This window comes from Bradyrhizobium sp. LHD-71 (assembly GCF_031157255.1).
In the GTDB taxonomy this organism is placed as follows: domain Bacteria; phylum Pseudomonadota; class Alphaproteobacteria; order Rhizobiales; family Xanthobacteraceae; genus P52-10.
This window is the reverse complement of the sequence record NZ_JAVIFX010000004.1, coordinates 1-17,996: the sequence shown is the minus strand read 5'-3', so window position 1 is coordinate 17,996 and position 17,996 is coordinate 1. Positions and strand designations below refer to the sequence as shown.

General features: G+C 64.3%; 13 protein-coding genes. 7 read left to right on the top strand and 6 right to left on the bottom strand.

Annotated features, from left to right (window positions below; all coding sequences use genetic code 11):
* Window positions 1-2 precede the first annotated feature (2 nt).
* The 5 genes from RCO31_RS04700 to RCO31_RS04680 form a co-directional block, all read right to left on the bottom strand.
* Entirely contained in the window at window positions 3-1,202 is a 1,200-nt protein-coding gene (locus RCO31_RS04700; RefSeq protein WP_308967080.1) for an ABC transporter permease, read from the bottom strand.
* Entirely contained in the window at window positions 1,202-2,308 is a 1,107-nt protein-coding gene (locus RCO31_RS04695; RefSeq protein WP_308967079.1) for a microcin C ABC transporter permease YejB, read from the bottom strand. The genes RCO31_RS04700 and RCO31_RS04695 overlap by 1 nt, the downstream gene beginning before the upstream one ends.
* 121 nt (window positions 2,309-2,429) lie before the next feature.
* A complete protein-coding gene (locus RCO31_RS04690) occupies window positions 2,430-4,295 on the bottom strand; it encodes an extracellular solute-binding protein (protein ID WP_308967078.1) in 1,866 nt (621 codons plus the stop codon).
* Window positions 4,296-4,309: 14 nt separating this feature from the next.
* Window positions 4,310-6,184 carry an extracellular solute-binding protein gene (locus RCO31_RS04685; protein ID WP_308967077.1) on the bottom strand — a complete coding sequence of 625 codons (1,875 nt, stop codon included), beginning with the start codon at window positions 6,182-6,184 and terminating at the stop codon, window positions 4,310-4,312.
* Window positions 6,185-6,409: 225 nt separating this feature from the next.
* A complete protein-coding gene (locus RCO31_RS04680) occupies window positions 6,410-6,961 on the bottom strand; it encodes a cytochrome c family protein (protein ID WP_308967076.1) in 552 nt (183 codons plus the stop codon).
* Between the two features lie 226 nt (window positions 6,962-7,187).
* On the opposite strand from RCO31_RS04680, the gene RCO31_RS04675 reads away from it, so the two are divergent.
* Both RCO31_RS04675 and RCO31_RS04670 read left to right on the top strand, forming a co-directional pair.
* Window positions 7,188-7,931, top strand: coding sequence for a 3-deoxy-manno-octulosonate cytidylyltransferase (locus tag RCO31_RS04675; RefSeq protein ID WP_308967075.1), 744 nt, complete (start codon window positions 7,188-7,190; stop codon window positions 7,929-7,931).
* 47 nt (window positions 7,932-7,978) lie between these two features.
* Complete coding sequence (locus tag RCO31_RS04670) at window positions 7,979-8,821, top strand: prephenate dehydratase (RefSeq protein ID WP_308967074.1); 843 nt, start codon at window positions 7,979-7,981, stop codon at window positions 8,819-8,821.
* A 141-nt stretch (window positions 8,822-8,962) separates the two neighbouring features.
* On the opposite strand, the gene RCO31_RS04665 is transcribed toward RCO31_RS04670, so the two are convergent.
* Window positions 8,963-9,982, bottom strand: coding sequence for an LLM class flavin-dependent oxidoreductase (locus tag RCO31_RS04665; protein WP_308967073.1), 1,020 nt, complete (start codon window positions 9,980-9,982; stop codon window positions 8,963-8,965).
* Window positions 9,983-10,371: 389 nt separating this feature from the next.
* Here RCO31_RS04665 and metF point away from each other — a divergent pair, with 389 nt between their 5' ends.
* The 5 genes from metF to RCO31_RS04640 all read left to right on the top strand — a co-directional run.
* The gene (metF, locus tag RCO31_RS04660) at window positions 10,372-11,298 is read left to right on the top strand and encodes a methylenetetrahydrofolate reductase [NAD(P)H] (RefSeq protein ID WP_308967072.1); all 927 of its coding nucleotides are present in this window, start codon (window positions 10,372-10,374) and stop codon (window positions 11,296-11,298) included.
* Window positions 11,299-11,412: 114 nt separating this feature from the next.
* Window positions 11,413-15,306 carry a methionine synthase gene (metH, locus tag RCO31_RS04655; protein ID WP_308967071.1) on the top strand — a complete coding sequence of 1,298 codons (3,894 nt, stop codon included), beginning with the start codon at window positions 11,413-11,415 and terminating at the stop codon, window positions 15,304-15,306.
* A gap of 193 nt (window positions 15,307-15,499) precedes the next feature.
* Window positions 15,500-15,676, top strand: coding sequence for a hypothetical protein (locus RCO31_RS04650; protein WP_308967070.1), 177 nt, complete (start codon window positions 15,500-15,502; stop codon window positions 15,674-15,676).
* Between the two features lie 369 nt (window positions 15,677-16,045).
* Window positions 16,046-17,227, top strand: coding sequence for a GNAT family N-acetyltransferase (locus RCO31_RS04645; protein ID WP_308967069.1), 1,182 nt, complete (start codon window positions 16,046-16,048; stop codon window positions 17,225-17,227).
* A 2-nt stretch (window positions 17,228-17,229) separates the two neighbouring features.
* The coding region (locus tag RCO31_RS04640) for a hypothetical protein (RefSeq protein ID WP_308967068.1) at window positions 17,230-17,996 on the top strand (767 nt) is incomplete at its 3' end.

Sequence of the window (17,996 nt, the reverse complement as noted above, 5' to 3'; positions counted from 1 at the left end):
ATCTACCTGAACGTCTTGCGCGGGTCGAAGGCGTCGCGCACCGCTTCGCCGATGAAGATCAACAGCGACAGCATGATCGCAACCGCAAAGAAGCCGGTGAAGCCGAGCCACGGCGCCTGCACGTTGGCCTTGCCCTGCGACAGCATCTCGCCGAGCGACGGCGAGCCTGGCGGCAGGCCGAAGCCGAGGAAATCCAGCGCCGTCAGCGTCATCACCGACGACGAGACGATGAACGGCAGGAACGTCATCGTCGCCACCATGGCGTTCGGCAACAGGTGGCGGAACATGATGATGCTGTTGGAGACGCCGAGCGCGCGTGCAGCCTGGATGTATTCGAGGTTGCGGCCCCGCAGGAACTCTGCGCGCACCAGCCCCACCAGGGCGACCCACGAGAACAGGAGCAGAATGCCGAGCAGCACGAAGAAGCTCGGCACGAGGATCGATGACAGGATCAGCAGCAGGTAGAGCGAAGGGATCGCCGTCCAGATCTCGATGAAGCGCTGGAACGTCAGGTCGATCCAGCCGCCGAAATAGCCTTGGATGCCACCCGCGGCGACGCCGACGACCGACGAGATCGCTGTGAGGATCAGCCCGAACAGAACAGAGATGCGGAAGCCGTAGATCAGCCGCGCCAGCACGTCGCGGCCCTGATCATCGGTGCCGAGCCAGTTGTATTCAAGATCGCTACAGCTCTTCAGGCCCTTGCGTTCGACCACCGGCTTGCACTCCGCCTCGGTCAGCAGCCAGGTGGGTTTGGAGGGAGCCGGCGTCGGCAGGTCGAGGTTGTGGGTGTTGTAGGAGTAGCGGATCGGCGGCCAGACCATGAAGCCGCCCTTGTCCGCAATCAGCTTCTGCAAATAGGGATCGCGATAGTCGGCTGCCGTTTCGAAGTCGCCTCCGAAGGTGGTTTCCGAATAGCTGACGAACGCCGGCCAGTACAGGCGGCCGTCGAACTTCACCATCAGCGGCTTGTCGTTGGCGATCAGCTCGGCGAACAGCGAGACCACGAACAGGACCATGAAGATCCAGAACGACCAGTAGCCGCGGCGGTTGGCCTTGAAGTTCTGCCAGCGTCGCTGGTTCAACGGCGAGATCGACACGCCGTGTCCGGACGGCGGGACCGCTTCACCCAGCGGCGAAACCGCGGTCGTCTCGATCCGCTTCGCCTGCTGCGTGCGCGTCGGCTGCTCGGTGACCGCCATCAGACCTCCCGCGCCTCGAAGTCGATCCGCGGATCGACCCACATATAGGCCAGGTCGGAGATCAGGTTCACGACGAGACCGACCAGCGAAAAGATGAACAGCGTACCGAACACCACCGGATAGTCGCGATTCAGCACGCTCTCGAAGCCGAGCAGGCCGAGGCCGTCCAGCGAGAAGATGGTCTCGATCAGAAGCGAGCCCGAAAAGAAGGCGCTGATGAAGGCACTGGGGAATCCGGCAATCACGATCAGCATCGCGTTGCGGAAAATATGGCCGTAGAGAACCTGGTTTTCGCTGCAGCCCTTGGCGCGCGCAGTCATCACATATTGCTTGCGGATCTCGTCGAGAAACGAGTTCTTGGTCAACAGCGTCATTGTCGCGAACGCGCCGAGCGCCAGCGATATCAGTGGCAGCGTCAGATGCCAGAAATAGTCGGCGATCTGCGCGTACCACGGCAACTGGGCGAAGTTGTCCGAGGTCAGTCCGCGCAAGGGGAAGATGTTGAAGAACGAGCCACCGGCAAACAGGATGATCAGCAGGATCGCAAACAGGAAGCCTGGAATCGCAAAGCCGATGATGATGACGCCGGAGGTCCAGATGTCGAACTTGGAGCCGTCGCGCACCGCCTTGCGGATGCCGAGCGGGATCGAGATGAGATAGGAGAGCAGCGTCATCCAGATGCCGAGCGACATCGAGACCGGCAGCTTCTCCTTGATCAATTGCACCACGCTGACGTCGCGGAAATAGCTTTTGCCGAAATCGAAGCGGGCGTAGTTGTACAGCATCAGCAGAAAGCGCTCGTATGCCGGCTTGTCGAAGCCGAACTGCCGCTCGAGGCTTTTGATGAATTCAGGATCGAGGCCCTGCGCGCCGCGATACTTCGAGTTCACTTCAGAACCGGCAGCGCCCGGATTCTTGCCGGCGAAGTCGCCGCCCGGCGAGCCGGAGATGCGCGAGCTTGCGCCGGTGTCGGATCCCGTGAGCTGCGCGATTACACGCTCGACCGGCCCGCCCGGCGCGAACTGCACGACGATGAACGACACCAGCATGATCCCGAGCAGCGTCGGGATCATCAACAGCAGTCGTCGTCCAATGTAAGCGGTCATCCTGCGCCGGTCCTAAATCATGTTCCTGAGCCGCGGGAACCGGCTTTTGGGGCCGGCCAAGCTGAAACAAACACATCTTGTTAAACAAACACTTGGGCGAGGCAGCGGTTGCACTTGTCCGTCAGCCCGAACGATTTGCCCGGGCGGCCTTGCCGGGATCGGACCACCAGGTCTCCAATACGCCGCGGGCGTAGCGCGGCTTTTGCTGCGGCCGGTCGTACATATCCCAGTAGGCGATCCAGTGCGTGCCCTTGTACCACTGTGGGACCCAGTAGCGGCCGGCGCGGATCAGTCGGTCCAGCGCCCGGCAGGCGGTCGTCAGCGTCTTGCGGTCCTTGGCGGCGATCACCTGTTCGATCAGCGAATCGATGGCGGGATCGGCGATGCCGGCGAGGTTCTGCGATCCCTTGATCGCAGCCGCTTGCGAGGAGAAGAAGGTGCGCAGCGAATCTCCCGGCGTCGAGGACGAACTGAAGCGTTGAATCGTCAGGTCGAAATCGAAGTCGTTGCGCCGGTTCTGCATCTGCGCCGCATCGATCAGCCGCAAGCTCGCATCGATGCCGAGCGTCCCGAGGTTCTTGATGTAGGGCATGTGGTGCGGCTGAAAGCTCGGCTCGTCGAGCAGGAATTCGAGCGTCAGCCGCTCGCCGTTCGGTCCGACCCGTTTGCCATCCTTGATCGGATAGCCAGCCTCGTTGAGCAGTTGCCCCGCGCGCCGCAGCTGCGCGCGATCCTGCCCGGAGCCGTCCGACACCGGCGGAACGTAGGGCTCGCCGAACACCTCGGCCGGCACCTTGTCGCGGAACGGCTCGAGCAGGGCGACCTCGTCCGCGGAAGGCGGGCCATTCGCCATCAGGTCGGAATTCTGGAACACCGAATGGGTCCGCTCGTACGAGCCATACATGATGGTCTTGTTGGTCCACTCGAAGTCGAAGGCGCAGATCAGCGCCTCGCGGACCTTCGGACTCTTGAACTTCTCGCGCCGCGTGTTGATGAACCAGCCTTGCGCGCCGGATGGCGTATCGTCAGGCAGCACCTCGCGCTTGACGCGGCCGTCCTTGATCGCCGGAAAATCGTAGCGCGTCGCCCAGATGCGCGAGGTGAATTCCTCGCGGAACAGGTAGCTCTTACCGGTGAAGCCTTCGAAGGCGACGTCGCGGTCGCGATAATATTCGAACCGGACGGTGTCGAAGTTGTACTGGCCGCGCGTCACCGGCAGGCCGGCGGCCCACGAGTCCTTCACCCGCTCGTATTCGATATAGCGGCCCGGTTCGAAGCGTCCGACCTTGTAGATGCCGGAGCCGAGCGGAATGTCGAGGGTCGATTCCTCGAACGGCTTCTTGCCGTAATAGGCGCGCGAGAAAATCGGCAACGCGGCCGCGAACAGTGGTACGTCGCGCGCGCGCTTCTCGGCGAAGCGCAGCGTGACGCTGCGGTCGTCGTCGGCGTCGGCACTGGTCAGATCGCGCAGCAACTGGGTGATGTTCGGATGACCATGCTGTTTCAAGAGGTTCAGCGAGAAGGCGACGTCATGCGCCGTCAGGCGGCTGCCATCATGGAATGTCGCATCGCTTCGGATCAGGAAGCGATAGATCAGCCCGTCGTCCGAGATCGTCACCGCACGGGCGGCAAATCCGTACATCGCATCCGGCTCGTCGCTCGCGCGCGCCATCAGCGTCGCGAAGGTCAGCTCCATGCCCAGCGCCGCATCGCCCTTCAGGATGTAGGAGTTGAGCGAGTTGAACGTCAGAAAGCTCTGATTGAACTGGCGCGTCGGGCCGATCTGCGAGAACAGGCCGCCCTTCGGCGCGGACGGATTCACATAGTCGAAATACTTGAAATCCGGCGGATACTTGAGGTCGCCGAAGGCGGAAATCCCGTGTCGTTCGGCTTCCGCCTTTTCCTGCGCCCGCGCGATCTGCGGAACGCCGGTCAGTGCCGCGCCTGCGGCGATGACCAGCACGTCCCGCCGCGAGGGCGATTGCATGCTCTTTCGTTCGATCAACTGCGGCCGCCTGTTTTCGCTGCCTTCTCCGCGTCCCACCACCATAGCGAGGGCAGGCCGGAGACGCCATATTTCGGCAGCGGTTCGGCGTGGCTGAAGCGGTCCCAGCGGGCGTAGCGGGCCTTGTCGTAGGTGAACTGCGGGACGACGTAGAAATTCCACAGCAGTACGCGGTCCAAAGCCTTGGTAGCGGCGACCAGCGTCGCGCGGTCCTTGGCGAAGATGATCTTCTGGATCAGTTCGTCGACCGCGGGATTCTTGATCCCGACGAGGTTCTGGGATCCCGGCTGGTCGGCGGCGCGCGAGCCCCAATATTCGAGCTGCTCGTTGCCTGGCGACAGCGACTGGGCCCAGAGCCCGGTGACGACATCGAAGTCGAAATTCCGCAGGCGGTTCTGGTACTGCACGTCGTCCACGGTGCGGACCGACACGTTGATGCCGAGCCGCTCCAGCGAGGGCTTGTAGAACAGGATCAGTCGCTCGCTGCTCGGATCCGAGCTGAGGAATTCTACCGAGACCTGCTTGCCGCTGGGGTCGACCAGCTTCTGATCTTTGATGTCGAAGCCGGCTTCCTTCAGAAGGCGCAACGCTTCGCGGCGGTTGTTGCGCACTGCTTCCGGGCTGCCGTTGACCGGATTGGTATAGGCGGTGGTGAACACTTCCTCCGGCACCTTGCCCCGCACGGTCTGCAGAATCTCGAGCTCGAGGCCTTCCGGCAGGCCGCTGGATGCGAGCTCGGTGCCCTCGAAGTAGCTGTTGATGCGCTTATACTGGCCGTAGAACAGCTGCTTGTTCATCTCCTCGAAGTCGTAGGCGTAGTTGAACGCGCGGCGCAGACGCGGATCCTTGAACACGTCGCGGCGCAGGTTGAAGGCATAGCCCTGCATCCGCCCGCTCGAGCGCATCGGAAATTCCTCGAGCACGACGCGCTTGTCGCGCACGGCGGGAAAGTCGTAGGCCGTCGCCCACTGCTTGGCGCTGTTCTCGATGATCCAGTCGGCCTGGTCGGCCTTGAAGGCCTCGAGCGCGACGACGTTGTCGCGGAAGAACTCGTAGCGAAGCTCGTCGAAATTGTCCTGGCCGACGCTGACCGGCAGCTTCGCGCCCCAGTGATCCTTGACGCGTTCGAGCGTCAGCGAACGGCCCGGCGAGAAGTCCTTGACGCGGTAGGGACCCGAGCCGAGCGGCGGCTCCAGCGTGGTCTGGGAGATGTCGCGCTTCCGGCCTTCCTTGTCGGTGCCTTCCCACCAGTGCTTCGGCAGCACCATGAGCTGTCCGACGATCACCGGCAGCTCGCGGTTGCCGGGTTGGTCGAAGGTGAACTTCACGTCGCGATCGCCGACCTTCTCGGCCTTCACCACGTGATTGTAATAGGACGCGTAGCGCGGGCTCAGCTTCTTCAGCTGCTCCAGCGAAAAGATCACGTCCTCGGCCGTGACCGGCTTGCCGTCGTGCCAGCGGGCTTCCTGGCGCAGGCGATAGGTTGCCCAGGCAAAATCGTCCGGATGCGAAACCTGCTCCGCCAATAGTCCGTATTCGGTGGAGATTTCGTCGAACGATGACACCATCAGCGTCTCGTAGATGCTGCCGATGCCCGGGGCGATGGAGCCCTTCACGCCGGCGACCGCGACGTTAAAGTTGTCGAACGTGCCGAGCGAGATCTGCCGTGCGGTGCCGCCTTTCGGCGCATTGGGATTGACGTAGTCGAAATGCTTGAACCCGGCCGGGTACTTCACGTCGCCGAACAGCGAGAGGGCGTGCCGCCAGGGCGCGCTCTCGGATTGCGCCTGCGCCGTGCCGCCAAATTTTGCGAGCGGCATCGCGGCGAGTGCGGCGCTGCCTTGCAAGAGATGTCGCCGGGAGATGCTCAAGATGATGATCCTCAGCAGTGGGATTTGAGGGAAACTTGAAAGGTGCGGAAATGTTCGGCCGAGTATGTCGGTTTTCGCACCCCGGGGCACCAGCCGCGCCGGTTAATTCTTGCGGCCAAACGCCACTTTTCACGCGGAGTTGACGCTTAAACGACAACGGCCGGGAAGTCCCGGCCGCTATTCTTAAATCCCGTTAATGCGTTAATGCCGCAAGCGCTTACTTTTCTACTTCTTCTGCGCGGTGGGCAGCGGCACCGGATTGTCGGCGAGGGACTGCAGGTAAGTGATCACGTCGGCGCGCTCGGTATCGCGCGGCAGACCGGCGAAGCTCATGCTGGTTCCGGTGACGAAGCCTTTCGGGCTCTGCAGGAAGTGGTTCAGATCGTCGAACGTCCACTTGCCGCCCTTCGCCTTCATCGCCGAGGAGTAGTTGAAGCCGGCGTGCGAACCCTTGTCGCGCTCGACGACGCCGAAGAGATTCGGGCCGACCTTGTTGGGGCCGCCCTTCTCGAAGGTGTGGCAGGAGATGCACTTCTTGGCGGCAGCGGCGCCCTTGTCGACGGAGGCGCTGGCGAGCAATTCCTCGATCGGCTTCGCCGGCTCCGCCGGGCCCTTTGACGCATCGCCCGCAGGCTGATCCGGGACGGCGATATCGAAGCCGGGTTTTTCAGGCTTGTGCGCCGTGAAGATCGCGCCGGCGGTGATGTTCATCACGAGGAGAAAAAGACACGTTCCGAGAAGCGCGCCGAGAATCTTGTTCAGTTCGAAGGAGTCCATTTTCTCAGCAGGGTCCCCAGGCAGAAGAGAGTGTGTTTCGCTGTCCGCCCGCCCCCGGCGAACGGACGTTCCGCCCCGTCTGAAACGGCTCGGTGCGAGGGAGATAACGGTTTGCCCCGGCTCTGGCAACCCGTATAAAAGCCGCCGGATGGGGCAGAAATCCCTTGCTCGCAAACCCCTTACGCTCCTTGTCCTTTTGCGCATGTGACCTGCGCGTTTCACGCCGATGACGACAGCCTCGACCCTTGTCCTGATTCCCTCGCGCATGGCCTCCACCCGGCTGCCCGGCAAGCCCCTGGCGGACATTTGCGGCCTGCCGATGATCGTCCATGTGTTGCGCCGGGCGGAGGCTGCCGCGATCGGCCGCGCCGTGGTGGCGACGGACGCGCCCGAGATCGCGCGTGTGGTCGAGGCGCATGGCGGCGAGGCGGTGATGACGCGCGCCGACCATCCCTCCGGCTCGGACCGCATCTTCGAGGCGCTGAAAACGCTCGACCCGGACGGGCAGGTGGCGACGATCGTCAACCTGCAGGGCGACCTGCCGACTATCCCGGCGGAAGATATCCGAGCGGTTGCGACTTCGCTTGACGACCAGGCCGTCGACATCGCGACGCTTGCCGCCGAAATCCGCGAGGCGGAGGAGCATACCAACCCGAACGTGGTGAAGGCGATCGGCAGCCAGCTTGCGAAGGACCGCCTGCGCGCGCTGTATTTCACGCGCGCGACCGCGCCCTCTGGCGAGGGGCCGCGCTACCATCACATCGGCATCTACGCCTATCGGCGCGCGGCGCTGGCAAGGTTCGTCGGCCTGCCGCCGTCGCCGCTGGAGATGCGCGAGAAGCTCGAGCAGTTGCGGGCGATCGAGGCCGGCATGAGGATCGACGTGACTATCGTCAATACCGTGCCGCTCGGCGTCGACACCGAGGCCGATCTTCAGACCGCCCGGCGGATGCTCGCCGGCAAGCCTTGAAGCCGGCAAGCCTTGAACAATGAGCAGAAGCAGCTAAGACCACGCCCATGAAGATCGCATTCCAGGGTGAATTGGGCGCCAATTCGCACATCGCCATCGACGAGGCCTATCCCGGCGCTGAGACGCTGCCGTGCGCGACGTTCGAGGACGCGCTCGCCGCGATCTCGTCCGGCGAGGCCGATCTCGGCATGATTCCGATCGAGAACTCGGTCGCCGGCCGCGTCGCCGACATCCACCATCTCCTGCCGCATTCCGGGCTGTTCATCATCGGCGAATGGTTTCTCCCCGTTCGCCATCAGTTGGTCGCGGTGCCTGGCGCCAAGCTGGCCGACATCAAGACCGTCGAAAGCCACGTGCATGCGCTCGGCCAGTGCCGCCGCATCATCCGCAAGCTCGGCATCCGCCCGATCGTCGCCGCCGACACCGCAGGCTCGGCCCGCGACATCGCCCAGCGCGGCGACAAGTCGTGCGCGGCGATCGCCTCCGCGCTGGCCGCTAGGATCTACGGTCTCGATATTCTGGCCGAAGACGTCGAGGACGAGGCGCACAACACCACCCGCTTCGTCGTGCTGGCGCGCGAGCCGAAATGGGCGCAGCAGCATTCGGGTCATCTGATCACGACGTTCGTCTTCAACGTGCGCAACGTGCCGGCCGCGCTCTATAAGGCGCTCGGCGGCTTCGCCACCAACGGCGTCAACATGACCAAGCTGGAAAGCTACATGGTCGACGGCAATTTCTTCGCGACGCAGTTTTATGCGGACGTGGACGGGCATCCGGACGACCGCGGTCTCACCTTCGCGTTGGAGGAGCTGAAGTTCTTCTCCAAGGAATTCCGCATTATCGGCGTCTATCCCGCGCATCCGTTCCGCGAGACGTTCGCGGCCGAATAGTCGGTCGTCCCTGCGAAAGCAGGGACCCATGCCCACCGACGCCGATTGTTGCTCGTCGTCATCGCCGCTGGCAGCCATCAAGGCTTTCAGCCTCACCGAGGTTGCAGTTTATGGGTCCCTGCTTTCGCAGGGACGACAAAATTACGCCGCGGCGCTGCGCTTGAGGCCGAACGCTTCCGCCAGCAGCGTGTAGGACGCCTTGCGCTTCTCGTGGTCGAAGATGCTGGCGGTGATCATCACCTCGTCGGCCTGGCAGGCCGCAATCATCGGCTGCAGCTTGCTCAGCACCGTTGCCGGGCTGCCGACGAACAGGCGTTTGCGCGCGCGCGACAGCTTGATGCGGTCCTGTTCGGTGTAGGGATAGGCCATCGCTTCTTCCGGCGACGGCAGCGGAAAATACTGGCCGCGGTCGCGGCGCAGCCGGTTCAGGTCCATCGACTGGGCGAGATACTCGGCTTCCTCGTCGGTCGCAGCGCACACCACGGCGACAGCGAGAATCGACCACGGCGTCGTGCGCGCCGGCGACGGCTTGAAGCGCGCGCGATAGTGCGTCATCGCCTCGACCGCGTCATAGGAGGCGAAGTGGTGCGCGAACGCGAAGCCCATACCGATCTGCGCCGCGAGATCCGAACTGTAGTCGGACGAGCCGAGCAGCCAGATCGGCGGCAGCGGCGCGTCGGACGGCATCGCGTGCACGTTGTTGAACGGATGCCCCTCGGGGAAATTGCGCGTCTCCCACAGCATCAGCTCCATCAGCCGCTCGAGGAATTCGTCGCCGTTGCGGCCGTCGAGCTTGGCCCGCAGCGCGTAGGCTGTCGCAGGATCGGTGCCCGGCGCGCGGCCGACCCCGAGGTCGATGCGGCCGGGAAACAGCGCCTCCAGCATCTTGAAGCGCTCGGCGACCACCAGCGGTGCATGGTTCGGCAGCATCACCCCGCCGGAGCCGACGCGGATGTGCCTGGTCGCGGCGGCGACCTGGCCGATCATCAGGTCCGGCGCCGGGCTCGCCACCGAGGCGAGGTTGTGGTGTTCCGCCGTCCAGTAGCGGGAATAGCCGAGCTGATCGACATGCTGCGCCAGGTCGATCGAGTTGCGCAGCGCCTTCGAGGGCGGCGCACCGGTGGTCACGAGGGAGAGGTCGAGCACGGAGAGGTCGGTCATGACGTCAGGCTAGCTGCGTCGCGGCGGTCGACCAAGACGCGGCCGGGCATTGCAGGGCTTCGATCCTATCACCCGTGGGAAGATTGACCGTAGAGTGAGATAGTATTGTCACAATTCCCACTTTAGTTGCTAGGACGCCGCTTCATTATCATATTGTTATATATGATATTTTTTGATATCTCATTGCCATCTGCCGGCGACGCGTGCGTCCCACTGGCGTCATAATTTCTTGAGAAGTTCGTATTTCGGCCGATTTGGGGAAACTTCCCACGCAGGTGTTGCCATTTTCCGCTATTTCCGGTGGGCACGCTCGCTTAATCTCGGTGAAATTGAACTGACGGACGCGAAGCGGTCACCGAGGGCGGTGACCAGGTTACGGGGCGATAGGCATGAGCGACGATCAAGGCAACGCACAAGGTGGTGCAACTGGGAACAGCGGTTCCCGCAGGCTGCCGCGCATCTCCTTCGAGTTTTTCCCGCCGAAGACCGAGGAGATGGAGCGCACGCTCTGGGCGACGATCAAGCGGCTTGCGCCGCTGGAGCCGTCGTTCGTCTCGGTCACCTACGGCGCCGGCGGTTCCACCCGCGAGCGGACGCATGCGACCATCGTGCGGATCCTGAAGGAGACCCGCCTGACGCCGGCCGCGCACCTCACCTGCGTCGACGCCTCGCGTGCCGATATCGACGAGGTGGTGGCGCGGTATCACGACGCCGGAGTGCGCCACATCGTGGCGCTGCGCGGCGATCCGGCGAGCGGCATGGGCGGCGCCTACACCGCGCATCCGGACGGCTACCAGACCTCGGCCGAGCTCGTCGCCAGCATCAAGAAGCGATACCCCGACATCGAGGTCTCGGTCTCCGCGTATCCTGAGAAGCATCCGCAGAGCGCCGACTTCGATGCCGACGTTGACACGTTGAAGGCGAAGGTCGACGCCGGCGCGACGCGCGCGATCACCCAGTTCTTCTTCGACAACGACCTCTACAACCGCTACGTCGACCGGGTCCGCGCGCGCGGCGTCGACGTGCCGATCGTGCCCGGCATCCTGCCCGTGCAGAACTTCAAGCAGATGAGCAATGTCGCGTCGCGCTGCGGCGCCAGCGTGCCGTCATGGCTGGCGGAAAAGTTCGAAGGCCTCGACGACGATCCGGAGACGCGCAAATTGATCGCGGCGGCGGTCGCCGCCGGCCAGGTGCAGAAGCTCAACAAGCATGGCGTCGACAACTTCCATTTCTACACGATGAACCGCGCCGATCTCGTCTTCGCCATCTCCCATCTGCTCGGCTTCCGCGCCAACGCCGCGCGGGAGGCGGCGTAATCGTCATTGCGAGCGAAGCGAAGCAATCCAGCGCTGAGTCTGCCGCAACCGCCGCACTGGATTGCTTCGTCGCTTCGCTCCTCGCAATGACGGACCAAAACAACGGAAGTGCCTGTGACCCAGAACGTCAGTAAAGTCAGCAAAGTCGAAACCGCTCTCCGCAGCCTGGCGCGCGAGCGCATCCTTGTGCTCGACGGCGCCATGGGCACGATGATCCAGGGCCTGCAGTACGACGAGGCCGCATTCCGTGGCGAACGCTTCAAGGACTTCCACCGCGACCTGCGCGGCAACAACGACCTTCTGATCCTCACCCAGCCGGAGGCGATCGAGGAGATCCACGCGCAGTACCTGCGCGCCGGCGCCGACATCGTCGCCACCAACACTTTCTCGTCCACCTCGATCGCCCAGGCCGACTACGACCTGTCGAGCATCGCCTACGAGTTGAATCTCGAAGGCGCGAAGCTCGCCAAGGCCGCCGCCGTCCGCGTCACCAAGGAAGACGGCAAGCCGCGCTTCGTCGCCGGCGCGCTGGGTCCGACCAACCGCACGGCGTCGATTTCGCCGGACGTCTCCAATCCGGGTTTCCGCGCGGTGACGTTCGACGAACTGCGCGAGGCGTATGGCGAGCAGGTGCGCGGGCTGCTCGATGGCGGCGCCGACGTTCTTTTGGTCGAGACCATTTTCGACACGCTGAACGCCAAGGCCGCGCTCTACGCCATCTCCGAGATCTGCGAGGAGCGGGGAGTTCAGGTGCCGCTGATGATCTCCGGCACCATCACCGACAAGTCCGGCCGCCTGTTGTCAGGCCAGACGCCTGAAGCGTTCTGGAATTCGGTGCGGCACGCCCATCCGTTCTCGATCGGCTTCAATTGCGCGCTCGGCGCGGAAGACCTGCGCGCTCACGTCGCCGATATCGGCCGCGTCGCCGACACGCTGGTGTGCGCCTATCCGAACGCCGGCCTGCCCAATGAATTCGGCGGCTACGACGAGAGTCCGGAGTACATGGCCGGGCTGATCGGCGAGTTCGCCGCCTCCGGCCTCGTCAACATCGTCGGCGGCTGCTGCGGCACCACGCCGGACCACATCCGCGCGATTGCCGACGCTGTCGCTCTGCACAAGCCGCGCGTGGTGGCCGAGGTGCCGCGCCGCTTCCGTCTTTCCGGGCTGGAGCCGTTCGAGCTGACCGCCGACATTCCGTTCGTCAACATCGGCGAGCGCACCAACGTCACCGGCTCCGCGCGCTTCCGCAAGCTGATCACCAACGGCGACTACACCGCGGCGCTCGCGGTCGCGCGCGATCAGGTGGAGAACGGCGCGCAGGTGATCGACGTCAACATGGACGAAGGCCTGCTCGATTCCGAAGCCGCGATGGTCACGTTCCTGAACCTCGTCGCCTCGGAGCCGGACATCGCCCGCGTGCCGGTCATGGTCGACTCTTCGAAGTTCCACGTGATCGAGGCCGGGCTGAAGTGCATCCAGGGCAAGCCGATCGTCAACTCGATCTCGATGAAGGAAGGCGAGGAGAAGTTCATCCACGAGGCGACGATCGCCCGCCGCCATGGCGCCGCCGTCGTGGTGATGGCGTTCGACGAGGTCGGCCAAGCCGACACGTTCGCGCGCAAGACCGAGATCTGCAAGCGCGCCTACGACATCCTGACGACAAGAGTGAACTTCCCGCCGGAAGACATCATCTTCGATCCGAACATCTTTGCGGTCGCGACCGGCATCGAGGAGCACAACAACTACGGCGTCGACTTCATCGAGGCGACGCGCTGGATCAGGGAGAACCTGCCGCACTGTCATATCTCCGGCGGCGTCTCCAACCTGTCGTTCTCGTTCCGCGGCAACGAGCCGGTGCGCGAGGCGATGCACTCGGTGTTCCTGTATCACGCCATCAAGGCCGGCATGGACATGGGCATCGTCAATGCCGGGCAGATGGCCGTCTATGACGACCTCGATCCGAAGCTGCGCGAAGCCTGCGAGGACGTGATCCTCAACCGCGATCCGGGCGCTTCCGAGCGCCTGCTGGCGCTCGCCGAAGGCTTCCGCGGCAAGGAGAAGCAGACCAAGGAAGCCGACCTCGCCTGGCGCTCCTGGGAGGTGAACAAGCGCCTGTCGCATGCGCTGGTGCACGGCATCACCGGGTTCATCGAGGAAGACACCGAGGCCGCGCGGCTTGCCGCCGACCGGCCGCTGTCGGTGATCGAGGGACCGCTGATGGACGGCATGAACGTGGTCGGCGATCTCTTCGGCGCCGGCAAGATGTTCCTGCCGCAGGTGGTGAAGTCGGCGCGGGTGATGAAGCAGGCGGTCGCCTATCTGCTGCCGTTCATGGAAGAGGAGAAGCGGCGCAACCTCGAGGCCGGCATTGCCGGCGACGGCCGCAACTCCGCCGGCAAGATCGTGCTGGCGACGGTGAAGGGCGACGTGCACGACATCGGCAAGAACATCGTCGGCGTCGTGCTCCAGTGCAACAATTTCGAGGTGATCGACCTCGGCGTCATGGTGCCGGCGGCGAAGATCATCGAGACCGCCAAGGCCGAAGGCGCCGACATCATCGGCCTGTCCGGCCTGATCACGCCCTCGCTCGACGAGATGTGCCATCTGGCGGCCGAGCTCGAGCGGCAGCAGTTCGACGTGCCGCTGCTGATCGGCGGCGCCACGACCAGCCGCGTGCACACGGCGGTGAAGATCGATCCGAACTACCGGCGCGGGCCGGTGGTGCACGTGAATGACGCCAGCCGCGCGGTCGGCGTCGCCTCCTCGCTGTTGTCGCCGGAGCGCCGCGTTGCCTACGCCGCCGAGGTGCGCAACGAATATCTGAAAATCGCCGATACGCATGCGAAGGCGCAGGCCGACAAGAAGCGGCTGACGCTGAAGGCCGCGCGCGAGAACGCCTTGAAGATCGACTGGGCGAAGGCGCAGCCGGCCAGGCCGTCGTTCCTGGGCTTGCGCGGCTTCGACGATTATTCGCTGGAGGAGCTCGCCCGCTATATCGACTGGACGCCGTTCTTCCAGACCTGGGAGCTCAGTGGCAGATATCCTGCGGTCCTCGACGATCCGAAGCAGGGTGAGGCCGCGCGCCAGCTGTTCGACGACGCGCAGGCGATGCTGAAGCAGATCATCGACGAGAAGTGGTTCCGCGCCCGTGCCGTCGTCGGCTTCTGGCCGGCCAATGCCGTCGGCGACGACATCTTCGTCTATGCGGATGAAAAGCGTACGGAAGCGATCGCCACCCTGCACACGCTGCGCCAGCAGCTGGAGAAGCGCGAGGGCCGGCACAATGTCGCGCTCTCGGACTTCATCGCCCCGAAGGACACCTTCGTGAAGGATTACATCGGCGGCTTCGTTGTCACCGCCGGCATCGGCGAGGACGTCATCGCCGACCGCTTCAAGCATGCGAACGACGATTACTCGTCGATCCTCGTCAAGGCGCTGGCCGACCGTCTCGCCGAAGCCTTTGCCGAGCGCCTGCACCAGCGCGTGCGGAAAGAGCTCTGGGGCTACGCGCCGGACGAGACGCTGACCGACAAGGAACTGATTCTCGAGCAGTACCAGGGCATCCGTCCCGCGCCGGGCTATCCGGCGCAGCCTGATCACACCGAGAAGGGCACCCTGTTCCGCCTGCTCGATGCGGAGGCGACCGCCGGCGTGAAGCTCACCGAGAGCTTTGCCATGTGGCCGGGCTCGTCGGTGTCGGGTCTCTACTTCAGCCATGAGCAGGCCGAGTATTTCGGTGTCGGCAAGATCGAGCGCGACCAGGTCGAGGACTATGCCGGCCGCAAGGGCTGGAGCGTCGCCGAGACCGAGCGCTGGCTGGCGCCGATCCTGAACTACATCCCCGCGGCCAACGCCAACAACCCGCGGCAGAAGGCGCAAGAGAAAGTGCAGCCGGCGGCGACCGACGCCGCGCGCTCCACCGGCGTCGACGACAACCTCCTCAGCCACCCGCCCGGCTGCGACTGCCTCGCCCACCTCCGCCTGCGCAAGCGGGCACGGGCAGGGTAGGCGTCGTCGTGAGGATAACCGTCATTGCGAGCGAAGCGAAGCAATCCAGTCTGAGTCTACGATAACCGCTGGCTGGATTGCCGGGCCGCCATAGGCGAGCAAAGCGACGCCGTTCTTCGAACGGCTATGGTTCGCAATGACGCGTGCCCCGCACTGACCCTCCATTAACCACCACGCGCTACCTTCCCCGCCGATGTGGAAACGGATTCTCTTCGCCTACCTCGCGGTCGCTCTCGTCGCTTTCGTCGTCGGCATGGTCCCTGTGACAAAGCAGTTCGGCAAGCGCGCCTTCTGGCCGCAGACCTGGAAGGTCACGACCCAAAGCGCCACGTGGCCCTACCTCGCATTCCGCCACGTGGTGAAGTTTTAGCCTGGCTCGTCATTGCGAGCCGCGAAGCGGCGCGGCAATCCAGTCTGAACCTGCCGCAACCGCCGCGCTGGATTGCTTCGGGCTGCGCCCTCGCAATGACGATGCCGCCAACTGCGTCAACTTGTCTGCATCTGGCCGCGCCTTCGTCGACCGCGCCTGCAAGCCCCTACCACTTCGATGCAATTTGCCGGCTGCCGTGAACTTGGTTTCCTGCCGTTAACCAACCGGCCAAGAGCAGCGGCCGCGCAAAGGACTTATCAGCGATCGGTACGCTAGGAAAAATCCAGAGCGCTACGAGATCCTTTAAAGCTACGAGATCCTTAAAAAGAAGGCCGGACGCCTTCGACAACCGGCCAGAAAAGTCGAGCGATGACCGACGCGGTGCTGCAATCCAGCCTTTCGGACCCAGCCTGGAATAGAGACGATGTCGACAGGCGCGCGCCTGATCGCGCCGGGCTGCGGCCGGTCTTTTCACATGCGATCGCGCCGGAGCAGTGGGACGCGCTCGCCGCGAGCTTCGACGGTATCTGCCAGGAGCAGACATGTGCCTTCAGCGCCGGGCGCTGGCCGAGTTTGCGGCTCGAGCCGCGTCTGTTCAGGATCGGCGACGAGGTGGTCGGCGGCGCGCTGGTGATGACGCGGTCGCTGCCGTTCGGTCTCGGCACGCTTGCGATCTGCAAGTGGGCGCCGATGCTGAAGAACGCCGAGCGGCCCGACCGCCTGCCGCTCTACCGCGGCATGGTCGAGGCGCTGATCGAGGAGTTCGCCAACCGCCGCGGCGCCATCCTGTCGGTGCTGCCGCGCGCGCTCGCCGTCGATGACGACAAGCACGCCGAGATTCTCAGCGAGCGCGGCTTTCGCGCCGGCAGCAACGTTCCTTTCCCCGACCGCTATCTGGTCAATTTGCAGATCGGCGACGCCGAGCAGCGCGCGAGCCTCGACCAGAAATGGCGCTACCACCTCAAGCGCGCGTTCAAATCCGGGCTCACCTTCGAGCGTGCCGATGCCTCGGCCTTCGGCGAATTCGACCGGCTTTATCGCGCCATGAGCGAGCGCAAGAAGTTTCCGGACTATTCCGCCTACCGCTCGCTGAAGTCCATGTTCGAGATGCCGGAGCAGCTTCGTCCCGAGCTGTTCTTCGTGCGCAAGGACGCGGCGATCGTTGCCGGTGCCGTCATCTTCAAGGCCGGCGACACCACCTCCTATATGTATGGCGCGACCACCGATGAGGCGTTGCCGCTGCGCGCCGGCTATTTCCTGCAGTGGCAGATCATCGCCTGGCTGCGCGAGAACACGAAGGCGCGCTGGTACGACCTCGGCGGCACCGATGGCTTTACCGGCCTGCATCAGTTCAAGAAGGGCCTCGTCGGCGATGCCGGGCGGATCGTCACGCTGGCGCCGATCGCTCACTACGCGGCGAGCCGGCACATGCTCGCGCTCGGCTGCTTCGCCTTCGATGTCCGCGACCTGCTGCTCGAGGCCCGCCACCGCGTGCGCCTTCTGTGGTCGGATCAGGCGCGTCCCGATCAGCGCCGGCCTTCTTCCGGCTAAAGATGACGATCGTCGCGCGTCTCGTCTCGCAGCCGGCGATCATCTTCGCCATGCGCCTTGCGGGCGCCGCGCTGATGTTCCTGCTGCAGGCCGGCATCGCCCGGCTGTGGAGCGTCGACCTGCTCGGCAAGTATCTCTTGGCGCTGGCGGCGATCAACATCACCGCCTGCGCCATGCCGCTCGGCTTCCAGACCGTCGGCAGCTACTTCGCCGCCGAGTACTGGTCGGCGGACAACCGCCGCAATCTCAGTGCCTTCGCCCGTCGCTCGTTTCTGCACATCGCCATCGTCTTCGCGCTCGCGCTGCCGCTGGTGCTGCTGTACGCCGCGCCGATCGGCGGCCTGCTGCGGCTGCCGGCGGAAATCCTGGCTCCCGGCCTGATCATGGCGGCGGCCACCGCCATCACCTTCGTCAACGGCTCAATCCTGGTCGGCACGCGCCGCCCGCTCACAGCCTTCGCCGCCGACACGCTCGCCAAGCCGCTGGTGATGGCGGCAGGCTTCATCGCCGCAAGCGCGCTATTCGCGCTCGACCACCGCCTCGTCGCGCTGATCTGGACCGGCGCGCTGCTCTATCTCGCCGTTGCACTAGCCCACACAGCCATCGTCCGCGCCACCATCAAACGCATCCCGGATGATCGAGAGGTTACACAAGAAGCCGCCACACATGCGGCCTCGTCCCCTCTCCCCGGCGGGGAGAGGGCTAGGGTGAGGGGGTACGGCGTTCAAGATGCGAAGGACCAAGCGCCGAGCGACACGACGCGCGCCGG

Bases quoted from the DNA above. Each gene is read 5' to 3' on its own strand.
- RCO31_RS04700 (WP_308967080.1), bottom strand. From the start codon at position 1,202: ATGGCGGTCACCGAGCAGCCGACGCGCACGCAGCAGGCGAAGCGGATC.
- RCO31_RS04695 (WP_308967079.1), bottom strand. From the start codon at position 2,308: ATGACCGCTTACATTGGACGACGACTGCTGTTGATGATCCCGACGCTG.
- RCO31_RS04690 (WP_308967078.1), bottom strand. From the start codon at position 4,295: ATGCAATCGCCCTCGCGGCGGGACGTGCTGGTCATCGCCGCAGGCGCG.
- RCO31_RS04680 (WP_308967076.1), bottom strand. From the start codon at position 6,961: ATGGACTCCTTCGAACTGAACAAGATTCTCGGCGCGCTTCTCGGAACG.
- RCO31_RS04675 (WP_308967075.1), top strand. From the start codon at position 7,188: ATGACGACAGCCTCGACCCTTGTCCTGATTCCCTCGCGCATGGCCTCC.
- RCO31_RS04670 (WP_308967074.1), top strand. From the start codon at position 7,979: ATGAAGATCGCATTCCAGGGTGAATTGGGCGCCAATTCGCACATCGCC.
- RCO31_RS04665 (WP_308967073.1), bottom strand. From the start codon at position 9,982: ATGACCGACCTCTCCGTGCTCGACCTCTCCCTCGTGACCACCGGTGCG.
- metF (WP_308967072.1), top strand. From the start codon at position 10,372: ATGAGCGACGATCAAGGCAACGCACAAGGTGGTGCAACTGGGAACAGC.
- RCO31_RS04650 (WP_308967070.1), top strand. From the start codon at position 15,500: ATGTGGAAACGGATTCTCTTCGCCTACCTCGCGGTCGCTCTCGTCGCT.
- RCO31_RS04645 (WP_308967069.1), top strand. From the start codon at position 16,046: ATGACCGACGCGGTGCTGCAATCCAGCCTTTCGGACCCAGCCTGGAAT.